This is a genomic window from Microbacterium mcarthurae (assembly GCF_046064585.1).
GTDB lineage: Bacteria > Actinomycetota > Actinomycetes > Actinomycetales > Microbacteriaceae > Microbacterium > Microbacterium mcarthurae.
Genome location: NZ_JAROCE010000001.1, coordinates 650,307 through 669,702, shown reverse-complemented (window position 1 = coordinate 669,702; position 19,396 = coordinate 650,307). Strand labels below are relative to the sequence as shown.

Genomic DNA, 19,396 nt, shown 5'->3' with positions numbered 1-19,396 from the left:
CGGGGCGGCCCCGGCGACGGGGCGCGGGCCTAGCATGGACGGATGTCCGGTGACACCACCCCCGATACCGAGACGCCGCAGAAGCCTCTGATCGCTCTGCTGACGCCCGAGACCGACGACGACGTTCCTCCCGCTGCTCGCTGTTGCGGGGGCGGAGCCTGCTCGCTGGACTGACGCGCGGACGCTCCGGCGACGGAGCGCGCGCGGGCCTCAGTGCGCCATCGGCGCTGCGCCCTCGATCTGGTCGGCCGGCTTGCGAATGACGAAGGCACCGACAATCAAGGGCAGCGAGACGATCGCAGCGATGAGGAAGGCCGTGCGCGTGCCGGCGGCATCGGCCTCGAGGCCCCCGCCGTTCGAGGCCGACACGGCGGACATGACCGTGACCAGGAGCGCGATGCCCGCGGCGCCCGCCACCTGCTGGACGGTGCCGACCACGGCGGAGCCGTACGAGTAGAACTGCGGCGCGACCGAGCCGAGGGAGGCCGTGAACAACGGCGTGAACGACAGCGCGAGTCCGATCGACAGCACCGTTTGGGCGACGATCAGCAGGACGAAGGACGTGTCCGTGCCCACGGTGGAGTAGAACCACAGCATGGCGCTCGTGATGACCGCGCCGGGCACGAGCAGGACCTGGGTGCCGAAGCGGTCGTACAGGCGTCCGATCACCGGGCCGGCCAGGCCCATCGCGAGCGAGCCGGGCAGGACGGCGAGGCCGGTCTCGAGCGGGCTCTTGCCGAGGACGTTCTGCAGGTAGAGCGGAAGGAGGGTGATCGCGCCGAAGAACGCCAGCGACATCACACCCAACTGTGCGACCGACAGCGTGAAGTTGCGCGAGCGGAACACGCGCAGGTCGAGCAGCGCGACGCCGCCCTTCTGCAGGCGGAGCTGACGCAGGACGAACAGCGACAGCCCCACGGCACCGATGACGAGCGAGATCACGAGCGTGGCAGTGGATGCCGATTGCGCCGCGGCGGCGTCGGCTCCCGCACCGTGTCCGCCGCCGCCGATCTGGCTGAGTCCGAACACGAGACCGCCGAAGCCGAACGCCGACAGGATGACGGAGAGGATGTCGATCGGAGCCCTCCGCGTCTCGCCGAGGTTGTGGATCCACCGCGCGCCGACGAACAGCGCGACGAGCGCGATCGGCAGCACGATGCCGAAGATCCAGTGCCACCCGAGTGACTGCAGCACGAGGCCCGACATCGTCGGTCCGATCGCGGGCGCCAGGGCCATGACGATGCTGACGCGGCCCATCATCCGTCCGCGCTGCTGCGGGGGCACGATCGTCATGATCGTCGTCATCAGCAACGGCATCATGATCGCGGTGCCGGACGCCTGAATGACACGGGCGGCCACGAGCACCTCGAACCCGGGTGCGACGAACGCGACGAGGGTTCCAGCCGAGAACAGGCTCATTGCCGCGATGAACACCTGCCGCGTGGTGAATCGCTGCAGGAGGAAGCCGGTGATGGGGATGACGACGGCCATCGTCAGCATGAACGCGGTGGTCAGCCACTGCGCGGCGACGGCGGTGATGCCCAGATCGCGGATCAGAAACGGGATCGCCACGTTCATGGTGGTCTCGTTGAGGATCGCCACGAACGCGGCCGTGAGCAGGAGCCAGATCACGCGGCTCTGCTCGGCGGTCACCCCCGACGCCGAGGCCGGGGGAGCGGTGGGGATTCCGGTGGTGGCGGCCATGGCGAGATCCAATCGGGGAGGGCGTCGTGGCGTCACGGAAGGCGACGGACTTCGGGGGCAACGGCGCTGTCGCGCGGCGTATTCCCAGGATCGAAGAATCGGAAGACGGATGCCGAGTCTAGCGGGAGCCTCGGACATCCCCCGGGCGTCCCCATGTCCGCGGTCGGACGTAGGCTGACCGACATGAGCATGGGTGGCGCCGGCGGGAGCATGTTCCGCGGCGTGTACGCGGAGACGCAGCGGCAGCGCAATGCCGAGGCGCCGCGTGTGCCCGACCTGGGCCGGCGCGTCGCCGCGCTGTTCCGGCCCTACCGTGGTCGCATCGTCGCGACGGTGGTCCTCGTGGTCCTCGGCGCCGCGGTGGCGGTGATCCCTCCGCTCCTGGTGCAGCGCATCTTCGACGACGCCCTGTTCCCGGTCGACGGTTCGCCCGTCGACCTCCGGCTGCTGGCCATCCTCGTCGCCGCGATGATCGGTCTCTTCCTGCTCTCCGGTGGCTTGGGGGTCGCGCAGACGTGGTTCACGGCGACCGTGGGCAACCGCGTCACGGGCGACCTGCGGGTGCGCTTGTTCACGCACCTGCAGTCCATGGAGCTCGGCTTCTTCACGCGCACGAAGACCGGTGTCATCCAATCGCGTCTGCAGAACGACGTGGGCGGGGTCTCGGGGGTCCTCACCAACACCGTGACCAGCATCCTGGGCAATTCGGTGACGGTGGTCGCCTCGCTCGTGGCGATGATCCTCATCGACTGGCGGCTGACCCTCATCGCGGTGGTCATCATGCCGTTCCTCGTCCTCGTGCAGCGCCGCGTGGGGCAGGTCCGCGCCCGCATCGCGGCGCAGACGCAGGAGTCGCTCTCCGAGCTGTCGGCGATCACGCAAGAGACGCTGAGCGTGTCCGGCATCCTGCTGTCGAAGTCCTTCAACCGTCAGCGCACCGAGTCCGCCCGGTACGACGCCGAGAACGCGAACCAGGTGCGGCTGCAGGTGCGTCAGGCGATGAGCGGTCAGCGGTTCTTCGCGGTCGTCCAGGTGATCATGTCGAGCGTCCCCGCCCTCATCTACCTCGTTGCGGGACTCCTCGTCGGCAGCGGTGCGGGCAGCCTCACGGCCGGAACGATCGTCGCCTTCACCACGGTGCAGGCGCGGCTGCTCATGCCGCTCATGGGCCTGATGCGGGTCGCTCTCGACGTGCAGACGTCGTCCGCGCTCTTCGCCCGCATCTTCGAGTACCTCGACCTCACGCCCGCGATCGCGGACGCGCCGGATGCCATCCCGGTGTCCGCGGCGCCCGGCCCGGTCGGACGCGTCGAGTTCCGCGACGTCGTGTTCCGCTACCCCGATGCTCCCGAGCAGGCGCGCCCCACTCTCGGCGGCGTGTCCTTCGTGGTCGAGCCGGGCCAGCACGTCGCCTTCGTCGGGCCCTCGGGCGCCGGCAAGACGACCATCCTGTACCTCACCCCGCGCATGTACGAGGCGAGCGGCGGCTCGGTGATGTTCTCGGGCGCCGATGTGCGAACGCTGGAACGCTCGTCGATCATCGACAACATCGGCATCGTCTCGCAAGAGACGTACCTCTTCCACGCCTCGGTGCGGGAGAACCTCCGTTATGCCAAGCCCGACGCGACGGATGCCGAGATCGAGGCGGCGTGCCGGGCCGCGAACATCCACCACGTCATCGCCGGTTTCGAGGACGGCTACGACACCGTCGTCGGTGAGCGCGGTTATCGATTGTCCGGGGGCGAGAAGCAGCGCATCGCGATTGCCCGCGTGCTGCTGAAGGATCCTCCCGTGCTGCTTCTCGACGAGGCCACGAGCGCGCTCGACACGGTGTCGGAACGCATCGTGCAGGAGGCCCTCGAGACCGCGGCGCACGGTCGCACGACGCTCTCGATCGCGCACCGCCTCTCGACGGTCATCGGTGCCGACCGCATCCACGTGGTCGATGCGGGAAGGATCGTGGAGTCCGGCACGCACACCGAGCTCCTCGCCGCCGGGGGCCTGTACGCGGGACTCGCGGCCGAGCAGCTGGCCGCGTCGTTCGTCCTCAGTGAAGAGGGGCGCGACAGCGCCGGCCTCCCACGTCCTGCCCTGGCGTCGCGCCGGGGCGATGAGCCACCCGCCTAGACGTCATTCCGGCAGCGTCTCGAGGAACGCCTCCAGTGCGATGCGGTACGACGGATCGGGATGCGTCTGGGCGATACGGATCAGCGGGGGCAGGTCGAGCGCGCGGATGAGCCGTCCGCGTTCAGCGACGGCGTCGTCAGCTCCGGCTGCGCGCAGAACGGCGATGCCCTCGCCCAGCGCCTCGAGATAGTCGTGCAGGACCTCGACCTCGCTCAGTCGCTGCGTGATGGAGCTGCGGTCGCGGCGTTCGCGCCAGTCGACGACGACGTCGGGCACGACGTCGAAAGCGCGCGCGAGGGTGTACATGCGCTGGGCGACCACTTGGTCTTCGTAGTAGCGACCCTCGGGGAAGCGCAATCCGTGGGAGTGCCAGAACGAGGTCCGGCTGAGCTTCGACCAGGCGACGATGTTCCCGGATGCCGCGGGGTGCTGCGCGAGGGTCGTGGCGGTGCGGGCAGGATCGGTCGCGGCGCTGACCCACGGCTGCACCGCCCCGGGCGTGTAGCCCGGGCCCTCGGCATCCGGTCGCAGGCGCACGTATGCACCGACGACGAAGTCGCTGCCGGATGTCTCGAGGGTCGCGTGCAGCCGCTCGAGAGCGCCGGGCCGCAGGCGGTCGTCGGCATCGAGGAAGGCGGTGTAGTCGGTGTCGACGCGGGCGAGGCCACTGTTACGGGCGGCGCCGAGGCCGCGGGGCGCGGGATGCTCGACCAGCTGGAAGCGTGGGTCCGAAGATGCCGCGTCGGCGAACAGCCGCCGGGTGTCGTCCGTGGAACCGTCGTCGACGAGGATCGCCCGCCAGCGGTCGAGCGATTGATCCTGGAGGGAGCGGAGCGCTTCGCCGGCGAATTCGGCGACGTCGCGGCCGGGGACGATCACGGTGATCGCGGGGGAACTCACCCGCGTGATCCTACGGCCGCCACCGCCTCGCCGACGGCGGTTGCCACGGCGTCGAGATTCTGCGTCAGCCCGTGCGGAAGGGTAAAGCGCACGGCGGTGCGCGCGTCGTCGGCCTCCATGCCGAGGGCCAGCAGGACATGAGACGCTTCGTCGCTGCCCGCGGCGCACGCGGATCCGCTCGACGAAACGATTCCGCGTCGCTCGAGCTCGAGCAGGACCGTTTCGCCGTTGACGCCCGGGAACACGAAACTCGCCGTACCCGGGAGCCGGCGCGTGGGATGGCCGGTCAGGCGCGCGCCGGGGACGGCGGCGAGAACGCCCGCGATGAAGGCATCGCGGAGCGCGCTGATGCGCCCGGCCTCGGCGACGCGTTCGGACTCGGCGAGCGCGAGCGCCGTGGCGATCGCGACGGCGCCGGCGACGTCCGGTGTGCCCGAGCGGCGCCCGCGTTCCTGGCCCCCACCGTGCAGCAACGGTTCGAGCGGCAGACGCCCGCGGACGGCGAGGATGCCGGTGCCCTTCGGGGCGCCGATCTTGTGCCCCGCGATGGTGAGGGCGTCGGCGCCGAGTCCGGCGAGCGGAAGCCAGCCGGCGGCCTGGACCGCGTCGAGGTGCAGCGGGACCTTCTGCTCGTGGGCGACCGCGGCGAGGGCGGCGGCATCCTGCACCGTCCCCACTTCGTTGTTGGCGTACCCGATGGTGACCAGTGCGGTGTCCGGCCGCAGAACGGCCGCGAGGTCGTCGGGTGCGAGGGCCCCTGTCTCGTCGACCGGTGCGTGGGTCACGTCGACACCGTGAAGACGGGCCAAGTAGTCCGCCGACGCGAGGACGGACTCGTGCTCGATCGCGGTCGTGACGAGGTGTCGTCGCCCCAGGGGCAGCGCGCCCAGCACGAGCCCCTTGATCGCGGTGTTGTTCGACTCGGTGCCGCCCGACGTGAACACGATGTCGCCCGGCCGCATGCCCAGGATCGCCGCGACCCGCGCGCGGGCGTCGTCGAGCGCGGTCGCCGCGATCTCGCCGACCTCATGGCGACTGGAGGGGTTCCCGAACCAGCGGGTGAGGTAGGGCGCCATCGCCTCGACGACCTCGGGACGCACCGGGGTCGTGGCGGCGTTGTCGAGGTACAGGTTCACGTCGTGCGGATGCGGATGTCGAGACCCAGGTCGAGTGCGGGAGCGGAGTGGGTCAGTGCGCCGACCGAGATCACGTCGACTCCGGTCTCGGCGATCTCCCGCACGGTGTCGAGCGTGACCCCGCCGGATGCCTCGACGATGGCGCTCCCGGCGATCTTCTCGACCCCTGCCCGCAGATCGTCGAGGGTGAAGTTGTCGAGCATGATCGTGTCGACGCCGGCCGCGAGCACCGCGTCGATCTGGTCGAGGCGGTCGACCTCGACTTCGACGTGGGTGGTGTGCGGAAGCCGTGCCATCGCGCTCTGCAGCGCCTGGGTGAGCGGCAGACCGCTCGCGGCGAGGACGGCGAGATGGTTGTCCTTGGCCATCACGGCATCCGAGAGGGAGAACCGATGGTTGTGGCCCCCGCCGTCGCGAACCGCCTGGCGTTCGATGGCTCTCAGCCCCGGTGTGGTCTTCCGGGTGTCGACGATGCGCGCCCCCGTGTGGGCGACGGCGGCGACGTAACGGTTCGTCAGGGTCGCGATCCCCGACATGCGTTGAACGAAGTTCAGGCCGATCCGTTCGGCGGTGAGCACGGCGCGCGCGGGGCCCGACACGACAGCGAGCACCTGGCCCGGCACGAACTCGGTGCCGTCGGCCACCCGGACCTCGACCTCGATCGAGGGGTCGGTGAGGGTGAAGGCCGCGCGGAACACCTCCGACCCGCTGAAGACCCCGATCTCGCGCGCGACGAGTTCGGCCCGAGCCGTCGCGTCCGCCGGGATCAGTGCCTCGCTGGTCAGATCACCCCACGGCGCGTCCTCGTCGAGAGCGGCGGCGACGACACGCTCGATGACGGTTCGGGTCAGCATGCGAGGGCCTCCTGGGCGGCGAGGGCGGATGGCGCGTCGGCGCGGGAGACGGTGCCCGCGTCGGCACGGAAGTGCGCGCCGATCGAATCGGTGCGGGCCAGAGCGGCGGCGACGATGTGGCGGGCGAGGACCAGCAGCCCGGCGTCCTCGAGCGAAGGAGGGGTCGCGGCCGAGGCCCAGGCGGCGAGCACGCCGGCGGCGCGGCGCAGGCCGGCTTCGTCGCGGACGAGACCCGCGTTCTGCCACATCAGGTCTTGCAGCGCCGCGCGCGTGAACGGTGCCGCGTCCGGGGACGCCTCGACGTCGGCCAACGGGATCGCTGCGGGTGCGGCGACGTCGGGCCACGGCGCGTCGGTGGCTGCGGCGTCTCCCGCGCGCGCGCCGAACACCGCGCCTTCGAGGAGCGAGTTGGATGCCAGACGGTTGGCGCCGTGCACACCCGTCCGTGCCGTCTCGCCCACCGCGTACAGTCCCGGAACCGTCGTCCGCCCGTCGAGGTCGGTGACGACGCCCCCCATCAGGTAGTGCGCCGCGGGGGTGACGGGGATCGGTTCGCGGGCCCAGTCCAGGCCGCGCGCGCGCACGGCCGCGTCGATGGTGGGGAATCGACGGGCGAGGTGGTCGCGGCCCAGGGCCGTGGCATCCAGGTGTACCGGTCGGCCACCCTGCGCAGCCATCGCCCGCGCGCTGGCGCGAGCGACCACATCGCGAGGTGCGAGCTCACCGTCGGGGTGCGCGTCGAAGGCGAAGCGGCGTCCGGTGTCGTCGACGAGGATCGCGCCGTCGCCGCGCACCGCCTCGGACACGAGGAACGGTTCGCCCGCGGCGAGAGCGGTGGGATGGAACTGGACGAACTCGAGGTCGGCGACGGCGGCTCCCACCCGCAGCGCCGCCGCGATGCCGTCGCCGGTGGCCGAGCGGGGATTGGTCGTGTGGGAGTAGAGCTGCCCGGCTCCGCCCGTGGCGAGGATCACCGCGTCGGCGGGCAGGCGCCGGGCGACGCCCGCGGTGTCCACGTCGACGGCGATGATGCGACCGCCTTCTCGGACGAGCTCGCACAGCATGGTGTGCTCAAGCACCTCGATCGCGCTTGCGCGCACGGCGGCGCCCAGCGCGGACTGGATCGCGGCACCCGTCGCGTCTCCACCGGCGTGCAGCACCCGGGGGCGGGCGTGTGCCGCTTCGAGGCCGCGCGCGAAGTCGCCGTCGTCGGCGCGGTCGAATGCGACGCCTCGCCGGACGAGCTCGGCGATCCGCGCGGGGCCCTCCGTCACGAGCGTGCGGACGGCATCGGCGTCGTTGAGCCCGACGCCCGCGGTGAGGGTGTCGGCTGCGTGCGATGCGAGTGTGTCGTCGGTCGCGGTGACGGCGGCGATTCCGCCTTGAGCCCAGCGCGTATTGGTGTCGGCCAGGGCGCCCTTGGTGACCACCGTGACGCGGCATCCCGCCTCGGCCGCGTGGAGGGCCGCGGTGAGACCGGCGATGCCGCTGCCGACCACGACCACGTCGGTCATTTCACGGCCCCGTTCGGCTTGGCCGCCAGCATGCGCTCGAGGGCGACGGTGGCGGGTTCGGCGACGTCGGCCGGAACGGTGATGCGGTTGACGACGTCGCCGGCGACCAGGGATTCGAGCACCCACGCGAGGTATCCGGGGTGGATGCGATACATCGTCGAGCACGGGCAGACGACGGGATCCAGGCAGAAGATCTCGTGCTGCGGGTACTGCGCGGCCAGGCGCTGGACGAGGTTGATCTCGGTTCCGATCGCGAAGGTCGTCGGTTCTTCGGCGGCGGCGATGGCCTTCCGGATGATGTCGGTCGAGCCCGCCTCGTCGGCGGCATCCACCACCTCCATGGGGCACTCGGGGTGCACGATGACGCGCACGCCCGGGTGCTCGGCGCGGGCTTTGTCGATCTGGGCCGCCGTGAAGCGGCGGTGCACCGAGCAGAAGCCGTGCCAGAGGATGACCTGGCTGTCCTCCACCTCCTCGGCCGTGGACCCGCCGAGGGGACGGCGGGGGTTCCACATCGGCATCCGATCCAACGGCACGCCCATCGCCTTGGCGGTGTTGCGGCCCAGGTGCTGGTCGGGGAAGAACAGCACGCGCCGGCCCCGCGCGAACGCCCACTCCAGGACGGTGCGAGCGTTCGACGACGTGCAGACGATGCCGCCGTGACGGCCGACGAAGCCCTTGATGGCCGCGCTGGAGTTCATGTACGTGACCGGGATCACGGGCAACAGGCCCTCGGCATCCGGTGTCTCGAGGTCGCCGAGCACGTCGGCGAGCTGCTCCCAGCACTCCTCGACCTGGTCGATGTCGGCCATGTCCGCCATCGAGCATCCCGCGGCGAGGTTCGGCAGGATCACCGCCTGCTCGGGCTGCGAGAGGAGATCGGCGGTCTCGGCCATGAAGTGCACGCCGCAGAACACGATCGCCTCGGCTTCGGGGTGCGCCTTGGCGGCGTTGGCGAGCTGGAACGAGTCGCCCACGTAGTCGGCGTGGCGCACGACCTCCTCGCGCTGATAGAAGTGGCCCAGCACGACGACCCGGTCGCCCAGCGTCTGCTTCGCCGCGCGGATGCGGGCGTCGAGCTCGTCGTCCGAGGCCTCGCGGTAGGCGATCGGCAGCTCGCCCTGGCGCGGGGCGCCGGTGGGGATGACGTCGCCCATCGACGAACCCGGGCCATAGCCGGGACGCGCGTCGAAGTCCCAGGGGCCGACGGCGAGGTCGGTCGTGCACGTGGCCTCGGTCGAGGCGCCCGAAACGATGGCCTGGATGACGTGGTCGACGGACGGGTCGATGGCCGGACGGGGCTGCAGGGTGAGGGGTGTCGTGCTCATGGGCGGTCCGATCAGTGACGGGACGTGAGCGGGCCGCGATCGGCGAGCTCCACGTCACGGTTGTAGCGGTACAGGCGGGCAGGGCGATGGCTTCCGGTGCGGAAGCGCTCGGTCGGGATGACGGTGTCGGAGGTGTCGATCTGGCGGCGGAAGTTGGCCGGGTCGAGGCGGCGGCCGAGGATCGTCTCGGTGACTTCGCGCAGGTCCGCGAGCGTGAACTCGTCGGGCAGCAGGCCGTGTGCGATGCGGCTGTAGCCGACCTTGTTGCGCAGACGCCACAGCGTGTACTCGACGATGTCGTTGTGGTCGAACGCGAGGGCGGGCAGGTTCGTCGCGTCGAACCACTCGACGTTCTCGGGCGCGTCGTCGTGGCGGGCGTGGGCTGCGACCTGGGCGTCGACCTCGTCGGAGCGCAGCAGCGCCCAGTACACGATCGAGACGACCCGGGTGGGGGAGCGGTCGACGGCGCCGAACGCGTACAGCTGCTCGAGGTAGCTGGGCGTGAGACCCGTCGTCTCTTCCAGCGTGCGGGATGCCGCGGCGTCGAGACTCTCGGACGGGTCGAGCCATCCGCCGGGAAGCGCCCACCGCCCCCCGAACGGATCGCGCGTGCGACGGACGAGGGGGAGCGACAGCACGGGGTCATCGTCGACGTCCCGTCGAACGCTGAAGATCACGGTCGACACCGCGACGCGCACGTCCGCGTCACGGAATTCGGGTCCGGGGGTTCGTGTCATACTGACCATATCTCCGGGATCGATCTTAGTGTCAAAGTGACCCGAAGGGCAAAACGGCACTCTCTCAGCGGCTCCCCGTACCCTGAGGCGAGACCCAGGAGGTAGGGATGCCGCTCGTCGACATCGTGCTGATCGTGCTGCTCGCACTCGCGCTCATCGTGGGCATCGCCCGCGGATTCCTCGCCACGATCGGCTTCTTCGCGGGACTCGCGCTGGGCGGGATCGCCGCGTACTGGCTCATCCCTTACGTCGGGCAGTGGGTCACCGACCCCCTGTGGCGCGGTGCGGCCATCGTCGCGGCGGGCGTGCTTCTGCTGATGCTCGGCGCGGCCCTCGGGACCGCCGTGGGCAACGTCCTGCGCAGCGGCGTCGACCGCATCAAGCTGCGCGTGCCCGAGCGCCTGTTGGGCGGTGTCGTCAACCTGGCCGCGGCGGCGCTGGCCCTGTCGTTCTTCGCCGGTACCCTCACCACCGCCGGCGTACCGATCGTGTCGGCCGCCCTGGCGTCGTCGAACGTCGTCCGCACGATCGACCGGGTCACTCCCGACCCCGTCCGCGCCGCACTCGCCGAGCTGCGGGGAACGGTCTTCGCCGACGGGATCCCCCGCCTCGGCCAACTCATCCAGATCGGTCCGGTGCCCAGCGCGCCCGACATCGCGCTCGACGACCCCGCGCTCACCCGTGCCGCCCAGTCGGTCGCGCGCATCACGGGCACGGCGTACGCGTGCGGAGTGACGGCGAGCGGCTCCGGATTCGTCGTCGCGGACGATCGTGTCGTCACCAACGCCCACGTCGTCGCCGGTGTGGACGCCCCGCTCGTCGAGCTGCCGGGACGGGAAGCCATCGAGGGCCGCGTCGTGTACTTCGACCCGGTCGACGACCTCGCCGTCATCGCCGTCGACGGGTTGGATGCCGCTGCCCTCCCGGTCGTGCCCGCGCTGTCCGTCGGGTCCGCCGCCGTCGTGCAGGGCTATCCCTACGGCGGCCCGTTCACGTCGGGAAACGCGCAGGTCCTCTCCACCGGTACCGTGCCGGTGCCGGACATCTACGGGGATCAGTCGGCCCCGCGCGACATCTACGCGCTCGGCGCCGTCGTGCGCCCGGGCAATTCGGGCGGCCCCCTGCTGACCCCGGCGGGCGAGGTCGCCGGAGTGGTGTTCGCCCGTTCCGAGACCGACGACGAGGTGGGCTACGCGATGACGCCCGCCGAACTCGACCCCGTACTGGCCCAACTGGGGTCGCTGTCGGCCCCCGTGGCATCCGGGAGCTGCACGCCGCGCTGACGCCCTGGGCTGTGCGGGCGCGTCGCCTCGGTTATGCTGGCGCCACAAGTCCACACCGGCCCCATGATCGATGCGGGAGAGCTCCGGCGAACGCAGCCGGGCACCGAAGGAGCAAGCCTCCCCGCCAATCTCTCAGGTACGCGTACCGCCTCGATCGGGCCACTCTGGAAAGAGACCCGGATGCCAATGGCCGGGTCCGCCGACGGTGAAAGCCCGCGTCTTCCGACGCCCGGGTGAAACTCTCAGGTCCATGACAGAGGGGGAGTTCTCAGGCGCCGTCCGGCGTCTGTCCGTCCTCGCGAACGGCAGAACTCATGACCGCTACCCCCGCTCCACCGCGCTCGTCGCCCTTGCACGATCGACACGAGGCCCTGGGCGCCTCGTTCACCGACTTCGGTGGTTGGAACATGCCCGTGCGCTACTCCAGCGATCTCGCGGAGCATCGCGCGGTGCGCGAGGCGGCCGGTCTGTTCGACATCTCCCACATGGCCGAGTTCTGGGTGCACGACGGGCGGGCGGCCGACTTCCTCGACTACGTGCTTGCCGGCCGCGTCTCCGCGATGAAGATCGGCAAGGCGAAGTACTCGCTCGTGCTGGCCGACAGCGGCGGGATCGTCGACGACGTCATCGTCTACCGCACGGGAGAGCAGTACTTCCTCGTGGTGGCCAACGCCGGCAACCGCGAGGCCGTCGCCGCCGCGTTCGACCGGGCGCGCGAGACCTGGCCCATCACGCAGGCCTTCCTCGATGGGCGCCCCGACGACGGCGACGATGCCGTGGTGCTCGGCGGGAGCCTCCCGCACGTCGAGGACGTCACCGACCAGATGGCCCTCATCGCCCTGCAGGGGCCGCGGGCGCGTGGCATCCTGTCGACGACCCCCGGCGTCGAGATCCTCGCCACGCCCCTCGACGAGCTCGGGTACTACGCGTGGACCGAGGGCACCTTCGAAGGCGCATCGCTGTTCGTCGCGCGGACCGGGTACACCGGCGAAGACGGGTATGAGCTGCTCGTGCCGCTCGAGAAGGCCGGCGCCCTGTGGGACGCCCTGCTCGTCCGCGGTGCGGATGAGGGTCTCGTGCCGTGCGGGCTCGCGGCTCGCGACACGCTGCGGCTGGAAGCCGGCATGCCGCTCTACGGACACGAGCTCTCGCGCGACATCACCCCGGCGCAGGCCGGTCTCGGTCGTGTCGTCGCCGTCGACAAACCGGCGTTCGTCGGCAAGGACGGGCTGTCGTCGGGTCCCGCCGACGCCCCCGTTCTCGTGGGGCTCGCCTCCGAAGGCAAGCGCGCGGGCCGCGCCGGCTACGCGGTGCTGCGCGGCGACGAGGTCGTCGGCGAGATCACCAGCGGCGCCCTCAGCCCCACCCTCGGCCATCCCGTGGCGATGGCCTATGTCTCCCCGGCTGCGGCCGAGCCCGGCACCACCCTGACCATCGACGTACGCGGCACGCGCATTCCCGCGACCGTCACCGCCCTTCCCTTCTACCGGAGGAACGCATGACCGACCTGAACGCCCTCAGCTACACCTCCGAGCACGAGTGGATCGCCGTCGACGGCGACGTGGCCACCGTGGGGATCACCGACTTCGCGGCCGAGAAGCTCGGCGACGTCGTGTTCGTCGACCTTCCCGCCGCAGACTCCGCGGTCACCGCGGGAGACGTCTGCGGCGAGATCGAATCCACCAAGTCGGTCGGTGAGCTTTACGCCCCGCTCGACGGCACCGTCGTCGAGGTCAATGACGCCGTCGTCGACGACCCCTCGCTCGTCAACGCCGACCCGTTCGGCGAAGGCTGGCTCGTGAAGATCCGCCTCGGCGGCGACCTTCCCGGCGACCTCCTCGACCGCGCCGCGTACGAGGACCTCACCGCATGAGCCTGAGCACGGCCCCCCGAACGGATGCCACGGCGCCCGCCGCCTTCGCCGACCGCCACATCGGCATCGGCGCCTCGGACCGCGCCCGCATGCTCGAGGTCGTCGGCTACGACAGCGTCGAGCACCTTGTCGAGACCGCCGTTCCGGCATCCATCCACGTCCGTCCCCGCGCGACCAGCGATCTGCCGCCCGCCGCCACCGAGGCCGAGGCGCTCGCGGAACTGCGCGAGCTCGCCTCCGCGAACCGGTCGGCGCGACCCATGATCGGTCTGGGCTACTACGACACGTTCACGCCGTCGGTGATCCAACGCAACGTCCTCGAGAACCCCTCCTGGTACACCGCGTACACGCCGTATCAGCCCGAGATCTCCCAGGGGCGGCTCGAAGCGCTGATCAACTTCCAGACGATGGTCACCGACCTCACGGGACTCGCGACCGCCAACGCCTCGATGCTCGACGAGTCCACGGCGGTCGTCGAGGGCATGCTTGTCGCGCGCCGCGCCTCCAGGGCCAAGACCGACGTCTTCCTCGTCGACGCCGACGCGCTCCCGCAGACCAAAGCGCTGCTCGTCCACCGCGCCGCCGCCGTCGGTATCCGGATCGTCGAGACCACTTTCGAGGGAGAGGTGCCCGAGTGCTTCGGCGCCTTCGTGCAGTACCCCGGGGCGACGGGGCGCGTCTGGGACTTCTCGGATGTCGCCACGGCCGTGCACGCCCACGGCGGACTGGTCGTCGCCGCGGCCGACCTCTTGGCGCTCACGCTGTTGCGCTCGCCGGGTGCCCTCGGCGCCGACGTGGCCGTGGGCACGACCCAGCGCTTCGGCGTACCTTTGGGCTTCGGCGGGCCGCACGCCGGATACATGGCCGTGCGCGGAGGTCTCGAGCGCCAGCTGCCGGGGCGCCTCGTCGGAGTGTCGGTGGATGCCGTGGGAAACCCCGCCTACCGTCTCTCCCTGCAGACACGAGAGCAGCACATCCGCCGCGAGAAGGCCACGTCCAACATCTGCACCGCGCAGGTTCTGCTCGCCGTGATGGCCGCGATGTACGCCGTCTACCACGGACCCGACGGGCTGCGGGCGATCGCGACCCGCGTCGCTCGGACCGCCGACGCCCTGGCATCTGCTCTCGTCGCGTACGACCTGCACCTCGCCGCGGACGCGTTCTTCGACACCGTCCGCGTGCGCGTGCCCGGCCGGGCACAGGACGTCGTCGATCGCGCGCGGGAGCGGGGCTATCAGCTGCTGTGGGTCGACGACGCCACGGTGGGCGTCTCGGTCGACGAGACGACGACGGATGCCGATGTCGCCGCGATCGTGGCATCCTTCGGGCTGCCGGCGGCTGAACTGCCGGAAGGCGAGGCGCTGCGCGCCGTGCCGGAGCGACTGCACCGCGAGGACGCCTACCTCACGCATCCCGTGTTCCACGCGCACCGCAGCGAGACGGCGATGATGCGCTACCTCAAGTTGCTCGCCGACCGTGACTACGCGCTCGACCGGGGCATGATCCCGCTCGGCTCGTGCACCATGAAGCTGAACGCCGCGACCGAGATGGCCGCCGTGTCGTGGCCGGAGTTCTCGCGGGTGCACCCGTTCGCGCCCGAGGCCGACGTGCACGGCTACCTGGCGATGATCGAGCAGCTCGAACGCTGGCTCGCCGAGGTCACCGGCTACGACGCGGTCTCGTTGCAGCCCAACGCGGGATCGCAGGGCGAGCTCGCGGGTCTCCTCGCGATCCGCGGCTACCACCGTGCGAACGGTGACACGGAGCGCACCGTCTGTCTCATCCCCTCGTCGGCGCACGGCACCAACGCGGCCTCCGCAATCCTCGCGGGGATGCGCGTGGTCGTCGTCGCGTGCGACGAGGCCGGAAACGTCGATCTGGACGACCTGCGCGCAAAGATCGCGCAGCACGCCGACGCCCTGGCCGCCCTCATGATCACGTACCCGTCGACGCACGGGGTGTACGAGCACGACGTGCTCGAGATCACGCAGGCCGTGCACGACGCCGGTGGCCAGGTGTACGTCGATGGCGCGAACCTCAACGCGCTGCTGGGCTTCGCCCGTTTCGGCGACCTGGGGGGCGACGTGTCGCACCTCAACCTCCACAAGACGTTCGCGATCCCGCACGGCGGTGGCGGTCCCGGCGTCGGTCCCGTGGCGGCGAAGGCGCATCTCGCGCCGTATCTGCCGTCGCACCCGTTCTCGCAGCGCGCCGATCACGCCGGCGGCGTGTTCGACGGTGGACCGGTGTCGGCCGCGCCGCACGGGTCGGCCGGCATCCTGCCCATCTCGTGGGCGTACGTGCGCATGATGGGTGCGGAAGGGCTGCGCCAGGCAACCGCGGCCGCCGTGCTGTCGGCGAACTACATCGCCGCGCGCCTGCGCGCGCACTACCCGGTGCTGTACGCCGGGGAGGGGGGACTCGTCGCGCACGAGTGCATCCTCGACCTGCGTCCGCTCAAGGAGCAGACCGGGATCACGGTCGACGACGTCGCCAAGCGGCTCATCGATTACGGCTTCCATGCACCCACCATGTCGTTCCCGGTGGCGGGCACCCTCATGGTGGAGCCCACTGAGAGCGAGGACCTCGCGGAACTCGACCGGTTCGTGGATGCCATGATCGCGATCAAGAACGAGGCGCTCGCGGTGGCGGCGGGGGAGTGGCCGGCCGACGACAACCCGCTCGTGAACGCCCCGCACACCGCGGAGACCGCGGTCGCGAACGACTGGACGCACCCGTACTCCCGGGAGACCGCGGTGTACCCGCAGCGCTCTCTGGTGCGCGGGAAGTACTGGCCGCCCGTGCGCCGTATCGACCAGGCCTACGGCGACCGCAATCTGGTGTGCTCCTGCCCGCCACCGGAGGCCTTCGCCTGACCCGGACCTCGTGCCGCGTCGGTGCCCGGGTCCGGGCACGTTTGCGCGAGACCGCGTCCCGCTGACATCCCCTGCGCAGTATGCGCGGGGGATATCAGCGCAATGACGTCTCACGGGCCCTGACCGCCGGGCCGGAGGAGACGCGAGAGCGATGCCAAGGCTCCGAGATCGGGGACGGTGTCGGGAACCAGACCGACGCCGACAAGGATCTCGCGCAGCGCCGACGGGTGCGCCAGATCGTCCCAGGACCAGTGCACGACCGTTCGGGCGCCGCGTCGCCGCAAGCGGCGATCGCGCTCCTCTCGGGCGAGCACCGTGCGGGCCGGATCGCCGCATCGGCCGTCGTACGTCAGATGTCCGTCGGCTTCTCCGGCGATCCGCGCACGGTCCCACCAGAAGTCCGTACGGTCGGCGTCGCCCGGAGGGCCGATCCACCGTTGCAGCTCGGGCGCGGGAAATCCGCTCCATTCGATCGCGGCACGGCTGACCGATTCCCATGCCGACTCTGCGTCGCCGTCCGCACGTGCCAGGGCCCACCGTGCGTGCCGACGGCCGCGACCAGAGGCGCGCTCCTCGTTCACCGCGGCGAGCACCGCTGCACTCAGCCGTGGATCCTGGCGCACCGCGGCATCCGCCACCGCGAGTGCCGCTGCCGGGTGTCGGAATCGCGCCACGTCGACGCACGTATCGACGATGGATGTCAGCCGGATGCCCTGCACTTCCTCGACCACGCGATCGTCGTGGACGCTGGTGTGCAGCCGTGCTCGCCCCACGCGTCGCGACGTGGACGTGTCGGGACAGAGCACGTGCACGGCATCCAGAGATCCGACGATCGGCAGCCCCCACAGCAGTGCCGCGGATTCCCGGCAGATCACGGCATCCGGATGCCGGAGGAGATGCGCGTGGATGCGCGCGAGATCACGGTCCCACCGGGAGAGGCCCCTCCAGGCGGCGCTGTCGACGTACACGCCGCGGGCGACGGGTTCTACGTCTCCCCGCCGCACGCTGCGGGTCGAGTGGGTCAGTGCTGCGGCGGGGATCAAGGGCAGGGGAGAGGGGCGCAGGGTCCGAAGCATGGCCCCAGGCTGTGGCATCCGGTTACCGCGTCCGCTCTCTTCCACAGTTCCGGCTTCGGTACCGGCCGCATGGGGAGGAGGGGCCGCCACTGTCCGAGGCCGCCGAAACCGCACCCGGCCGACATCCCTGACGCCCAGCGCGGAGCGGATGTCGTCGCGATGGAGTCTCGTGGATGCCACGCGCCCGAACGCCGGGAGGGGCGGCGGCACTCAGGGGAACCCACAGGGTGCATTGGATAGGGTGCCCCTGTGCACCTCGGGCAGTACCAGCGAACCTCGACAACGCGCCGCCGCTTCGCCAGGCTGGCCGCCGTGGCCGCGGCCGCGGCCGTCGCCCTGACGGGCTGCACGGCTCCGGAGCCCGCGCCGGCGGAGGAGCCTCCGGCCCCCACGACGCTCACCGTCGGCGTGGTGGGAGAGCCCACGAGCTTCAACTCCGCCTCGGCCCACGGCAACACCCCCGCAAACCGCGCCGTATCGGCGTTCATCGACGAACACCTCGGTTCGCTCGACGGCACCCTGCAGGTCGTACCGAACGACGGGCTCGGCCGCATCACGCGCATCGAGGGCGACCCTCTCACGGTGAGCTACGAACTGTTCCCCGATCGTGTGTGGTCGGACGGAACCCCGATCACCCTCGACGATCTCCTGTTCGGCTGGGCCGTGTCGTCGCACTACTTCGATGACGCGACCTACGACGAGACGGGGGCCGTCGTCTCGGGCACGCGCTACTTCGAGACCTCAGAAACGGAGGACCCGAACGCGCAAACCTCTCGCCCTCTGCTCGACCGTGCCTCCGACACGCTGACCCTCACGTACGACGAGCCCTTCGCCGACTGGAACCGCCAGTGGCTGCTCGACCGGCCGGTGCACATCGTCGCCGCCCAGGCGGGGGTGAGCGTCCGCGACCTCATCACGGCGATCCTCACCACGCCCGAGGGTGACCCGGCGGCCCCCGTCGCCCCCAACCCGGTGCTGGCGGCCGCCGCCGCCGCGTGGAACACCGGCTTCGATGCCGCCGCGGACGGAGCGCTCGATCCGGCGAAGGCGGTCGCGTCGGGACCATGGTCGGTCGGCGAGGCCACGCCGTCGTCGATCACCCTCGTCCGCCGCGACGACTACCAGGGCGGGCACTACCCGGGTCTGGAGGGTCTCACTCTGCGCTTCTTCCCCGACCGTGCGGCGCAGGTGGCGGCGGTGGCGGCCGGCGAGGTCGACGTTGCGAACATCGGAGATCCGGATGCCGCCGACCTGGAGGCCCTGGCCGACGCCGGTGTGTCCGTGCTCACCGGCCCGACGGCGCAGACGCTGCAGCTGCGATTCGCCGCGGACACCCCGGACGCACTCCGCCAGGCCCTGACGCTGTCCCTCGATCGGGAGGCGATCGTCACGGACGCGCTGGGGGAGGAGCGAGACGATGCGCGCCCTCTGCAGTCGTTCCTGTCCTCGCCCGCGACCGGCCAGACCTACGCCGACCTCATCGCGGGCAACGGCGCACCCGGCACGGGGGCAGACCCCGGCGCCGCACGCGCGGCCCTCGAGGATCGACCGGCTGTCCTGCGCGTCGCGCACGACCCGACCGACGAGGTCGCGCGGACCGTCTTCGCTCAGATGATCACCATGGGCGCCGAGGCGGGTATCGCGGTGCGCGCCGCGGCCGCCAATGAGGTCCCGGATGCCACCCTCGCCTGGGTGGGCGAAGACGAGAGCCTTTACCGCTCGGCGCGCGACCGCCTGGCCGAAGGGGTCACCACGGCCGAAGCGGAGCAGACCTTCGAGCAGATGACGCGCGACACGGATCCGGTCGACGTTCTCGAGCGGGCCAAGGAGATCGACCGGGCGCTGTTCGCCTCGTACGCCGGTATTCCGCTTCTGGAACGGACGGGCGCGATCGCCGTGGCCGAGGGCGTCGGGGGAGTGACCTACACCTCGGAGCCGGACGGCATCCCGCCGTCGTTCTGGACCTGGTCCGCGCCCACCCGCTGACC

At 71.0% G+C, this 19,396-nt stretch carries 15 protein-coding genes and 2 riboswitches; of the genes, 7 read left to right on the top strand and 8 right to left on the bottom strand.

Annotated elements, in window-relative coordinates; all coding sequences use genetic code 11:
• Positions 1-42: 42 nt before the first annotated feature.
• Positions 43-174 carry a hypothetical protein gene (locus tag P5G46_RS03280; protein WP_275437741.1) on the top strand — a complete coding sequence of 44 codons (132 nt, stop codon included), beginning with the start codon at positions 43-45 and terminating at the stop codon, positions 172-174.
• Positions 175-210: 36 nt separating this feature from the next.
• Here P5G46_RS03280 and P5G46_RS03275 read toward each other — a convergent pair whose 3' ends face one another.
• Positions 211-1,704 carry an MDR family MFS transporter gene (locus P5G46_RS03275; protein WP_239273324.1) on the bottom strand — a complete coding sequence of 498 codons (1,494 nt, stop codon included), beginning with the start codon at positions 1,702-1,704 and terminating at the stop codon, positions 211-213.
• Between the two features lie 189 nt (positions 1,705-1,893).
• On the opposite strand from P5G46_RS03275, the gene P5G46_RS03270 reads away from it, so the two are divergent.
• On the top strand, positions 1,894-3,831 hold the full coding sequence (locus P5G46_RS03270; RefSeq protein ID WP_375095702.1) for an ABC transporter ATP-binding protein: 1,938 nt from the start codon (positions 1,894-1,896) through the stop codon (positions 3,829-3,831).
• Between the two features lie 3 nt (positions 3,832-3,834).
• Here P5G46_RS03270 and P5G46_RS03265 read toward each other — a convergent pair whose 3' ends face one another.
• Genes P5G46_RS03265 through P5G46_RS03240 form a run of 6 tightly spaced genes read right to left on the bottom strand, consistent with a single transcriptional unit; the run spans position 3,835 to position 10,300 of the window.
• Complete coding sequence (locus tag P5G46_RS03265; RefSeq protein ID WP_239273334.1) at positions 3,835-4,731, bottom strand: glycosyltransferase family 2 protein; 897 nt, start codon at positions 4,729-4,731, stop codon at positions 3,835-3,837.
• Positions 4,728-5,867, bottom strand: coding sequence for a cysteine desulfurase family protein (locus tag P5G46_RS03260; RefSeq protein WP_308192635.1), 1,140 nt, complete (start codon positions 5,865-5,867; stop codon positions 4,728-4,730). The genes P5G46_RS03265 and P5G46_RS03260 overlap by 4 nt, the downstream gene beginning before the upstream one ends.
• Entirely contained in the window at positions 5,864-6,721 is an 858-nt protein-coding gene (gene nadC / locus P5G46_RS03255; protein ID WP_375095447.1) for a carboxylating nicotinate-nucleotide diphosphorylase, read from the bottom strand. Before nadC ends, P5G46_RS03260 begins: the two co-directional genes overlap by 4 nt.
• Positions 6,715-8,235 (bottom strand): L-aspartate oxidase, encoded by a 1,521-nt coding sequence (gene nadB, locus P5G46_RS03250; protein ID WP_375095448.1) that lies wholly within the window; start codon positions 8,233-8,235, stop codon positions 6,715-6,717. The genes nadC and nadB overlap by 7 nt, the downstream gene beginning before the upstream one ends.
• Positions 8,232-9,563, bottom strand: coding sequence for a quinolinate synthase NadA (gene nadA, locus P5G46_RS03245; RefSeq protein ID WP_375095449.1), 1,332 nt, complete (start codon positions 9,561-9,563; stop codon positions 8,232-8,234). Before nadA ends, nadB begins: the two co-directional genes overlap by 4 nt.
• 11 nt (positions 9,564-9,574) lie before the next feature.
• Positions 9,575-10,300: an NUDIX hydrolase gene (locus P5G46_RS03240; protein WP_375095450.1), complete on the bottom strand. Its 726-nt coding sequence runs from the start codon at positions 10,298-10,300 to the stop codon at positions 9,575-9,577.
• Between the two features lie 107 nt (positions 10,301-10,407).
• Here P5G46_RS03240 and P5G46_RS03235 point away from each other — a divergent pair, with 107 nt between their 5' ends.
• The 4 genes from P5G46_RS03235 to gcvP all read left to right on the top strand — a co-directional run bounded on the left by P5G46_RS03235 (position 10,408) and on the right by gcvP (position 16,332).
• Positions 10,408-11,583, top strand: a complete 1,176-nt coding sequence (locus P5G46_RS03235; RefSeq protein ID WP_239273417.1) for a MarP family serine protease — start codon at positions 10,408-10,410, stop codon at positions 11,581-11,583.
• A gap of 63 nt (positions 11,584-11,646) precedes the next feature.
• A riboswitch (glycine riboswitch) is annotated at positions 11,647-11,741 on the top strand.
• Positions 11,742-11,850: riboswitch (glycine riboswitch) on the top strand. It begins immediately after the preceding riboswitch.
• A gap of 47 nt (positions 11,851-11,897) precedes the next feature.
• Positions 11,898-13,085 carry a glycine cleavage system aminomethyltransferase GcvT gene (locus P5G46_RS03230; protein ID WP_375095451.1) on the top strand — a complete coding sequence of 396 codons (1,188 nt, stop codon included), beginning with the start codon at positions 11,898-11,900 and terminating at the stop codon, positions 13,083-13,085.
• Positions 13,082-13,456, top strand: a complete 375-nt coding sequence (gene gcvH / locus P5G46_RS03225; RefSeq protein ID WP_239273430.1) for a glycine cleavage system protein GcvH — start codon at positions 13,082-13,084, stop codon at positions 13,454-13,456. Before P5G46_RS03230 ends, gcvH begins: the two co-directional genes overlap by 4 nt.
• Positions 13,453-16,332 (top strand): aminomethyl-transferring glycine dehydrogenase, encoded by a 2,880-nt coding sequence (gcvP, locus tag P5G46_RS03220; RefSeq protein ID WP_408904963.1) that lies wholly within the window; start codon positions 13,453-13,455, stop codon positions 16,330-16,332. The genes gcvH and gcvP overlap by 4 nt, the downstream gene beginning before the upstream one ends.
• A 110-nt stretch (positions 16,333-16,442) precedes the next feature.
• Here gcvP and P5G46_RS03215 read toward each other — a convergent pair whose 3' ends face one another.
• Positions 16,443-17,408 carry a hypothetical protein gene (locus tag P5G46_RS03215; RefSeq protein ID WP_375095453.1) on the bottom strand — a complete coding sequence of 322 codons (966 nt, stop codon included), beginning with the start codon at positions 17,406-17,408 and terminating at the stop codon, positions 16,443-16,445.
• Positions 17,409-17,657: 249 nt separating this feature from the next.
• On the opposite strand from P5G46_RS03215, the gene P5G46_RS03210 reads away from it, so the two are divergent.
• A complete protein-coding gene (locus P5G46_RS03210) occupies positions 17,658-19,394 on the top strand; it encodes an ABC transporter substrate-binding protein (protein ID WP_408904962.1) in 1,737 nt (578 codons plus the stop codon).
• Positions 19,395-19,396: the final 2 nt, after the last annotated feature.

What these genes read in the sequence shown, in the direction of transcription:
- P5G46_RS03280 (WP_275437741.1), top strand. Translation starts at nt 43, where the DNA reads ATGTCCGGTGACACCACCCCCGATACCGAGACGCCGCAGAAGCCTCTG.
- P5G46_RS03275 (WP_239273324.1), bottom strand. Translation starts at nt 1,704, where the DNA reads ATGGCCGCCACCACCGGAATCCCCACCGCTCCCCCGGCCTCGGCGTCG.
- P5G46_RS03270 (WP_375095702.1), top strand. Translation starts at nt 1,894, where the DNA reads ATGGGTGGCGCCGGCGGGAGCATGTTCCGCGGCGTGTACGCGGAGACG.
- nadC (WP_375095447.1), bottom strand. Translation starts at nt 6,721, where the DNA reads ATGCTGACCCGAACCGTCATCGAGCGTGTCGTCGCCGCCGCTCTCGAC.
- nadB (WP_375095448.1), bottom strand. Translation starts at nt 8,235, where the DNA reads ATGACCGACGTGGTCGTGGTCGGCAGCGGCATCGCCGGTCTCACCGCG.
- nadA (WP_375095449.1), bottom strand. Translation starts at nt 9,563, where the DNA reads ATGAGCACGACACCCCTCACCCTGCAGCCCCGTCCGGCCATCGACCCG.
- P5G46_RS03240 (WP_375095450.1), bottom strand. Translation starts at nt 10,300, where the DNA reads ATGACACGAACCCCCGGACCCGAATTCCGTGACGCGGACGTGCGCGTC.
- P5G46_RS03235 (WP_239273417.1), top strand. Translation starts at nt 10,408, where the DNA reads ATGCCGCTCGTCGACATCGTGCTGATCGTGCTGCTCGCACTCGCGCTC.
- P5G46_RS03230 (WP_375095451.1), top strand. Translation starts at nt 11,898, where the DNA reads ATGACCGCTACCCCCGCTCCACCGCGCTCGTCGCCCTTGCACGATCGA.
- gcvH (WP_239273430.1), top strand. Translation starts at nt 13,082, where the DNA reads ATGACCGACCTGAACGCCCTCAGCTACACCTCCGAGCACGAGTGGATC.
- gcvP (WP_408904963.1), top strand. Translation starts at nt 13,453, where the DNA reads ATGAGCCTGAGCACGGCCCCCCGAACGGATGCCACGGCGCCCGCCGCC.
- P5G46_RS03215 (WP_375095453.1), bottom strand. Translation starts at nt 17,408, where the DNA reads ATGCTTCGGACCCTGCGCCCCTCTCCCCTGCCCTTGATCCCCGCCGCA.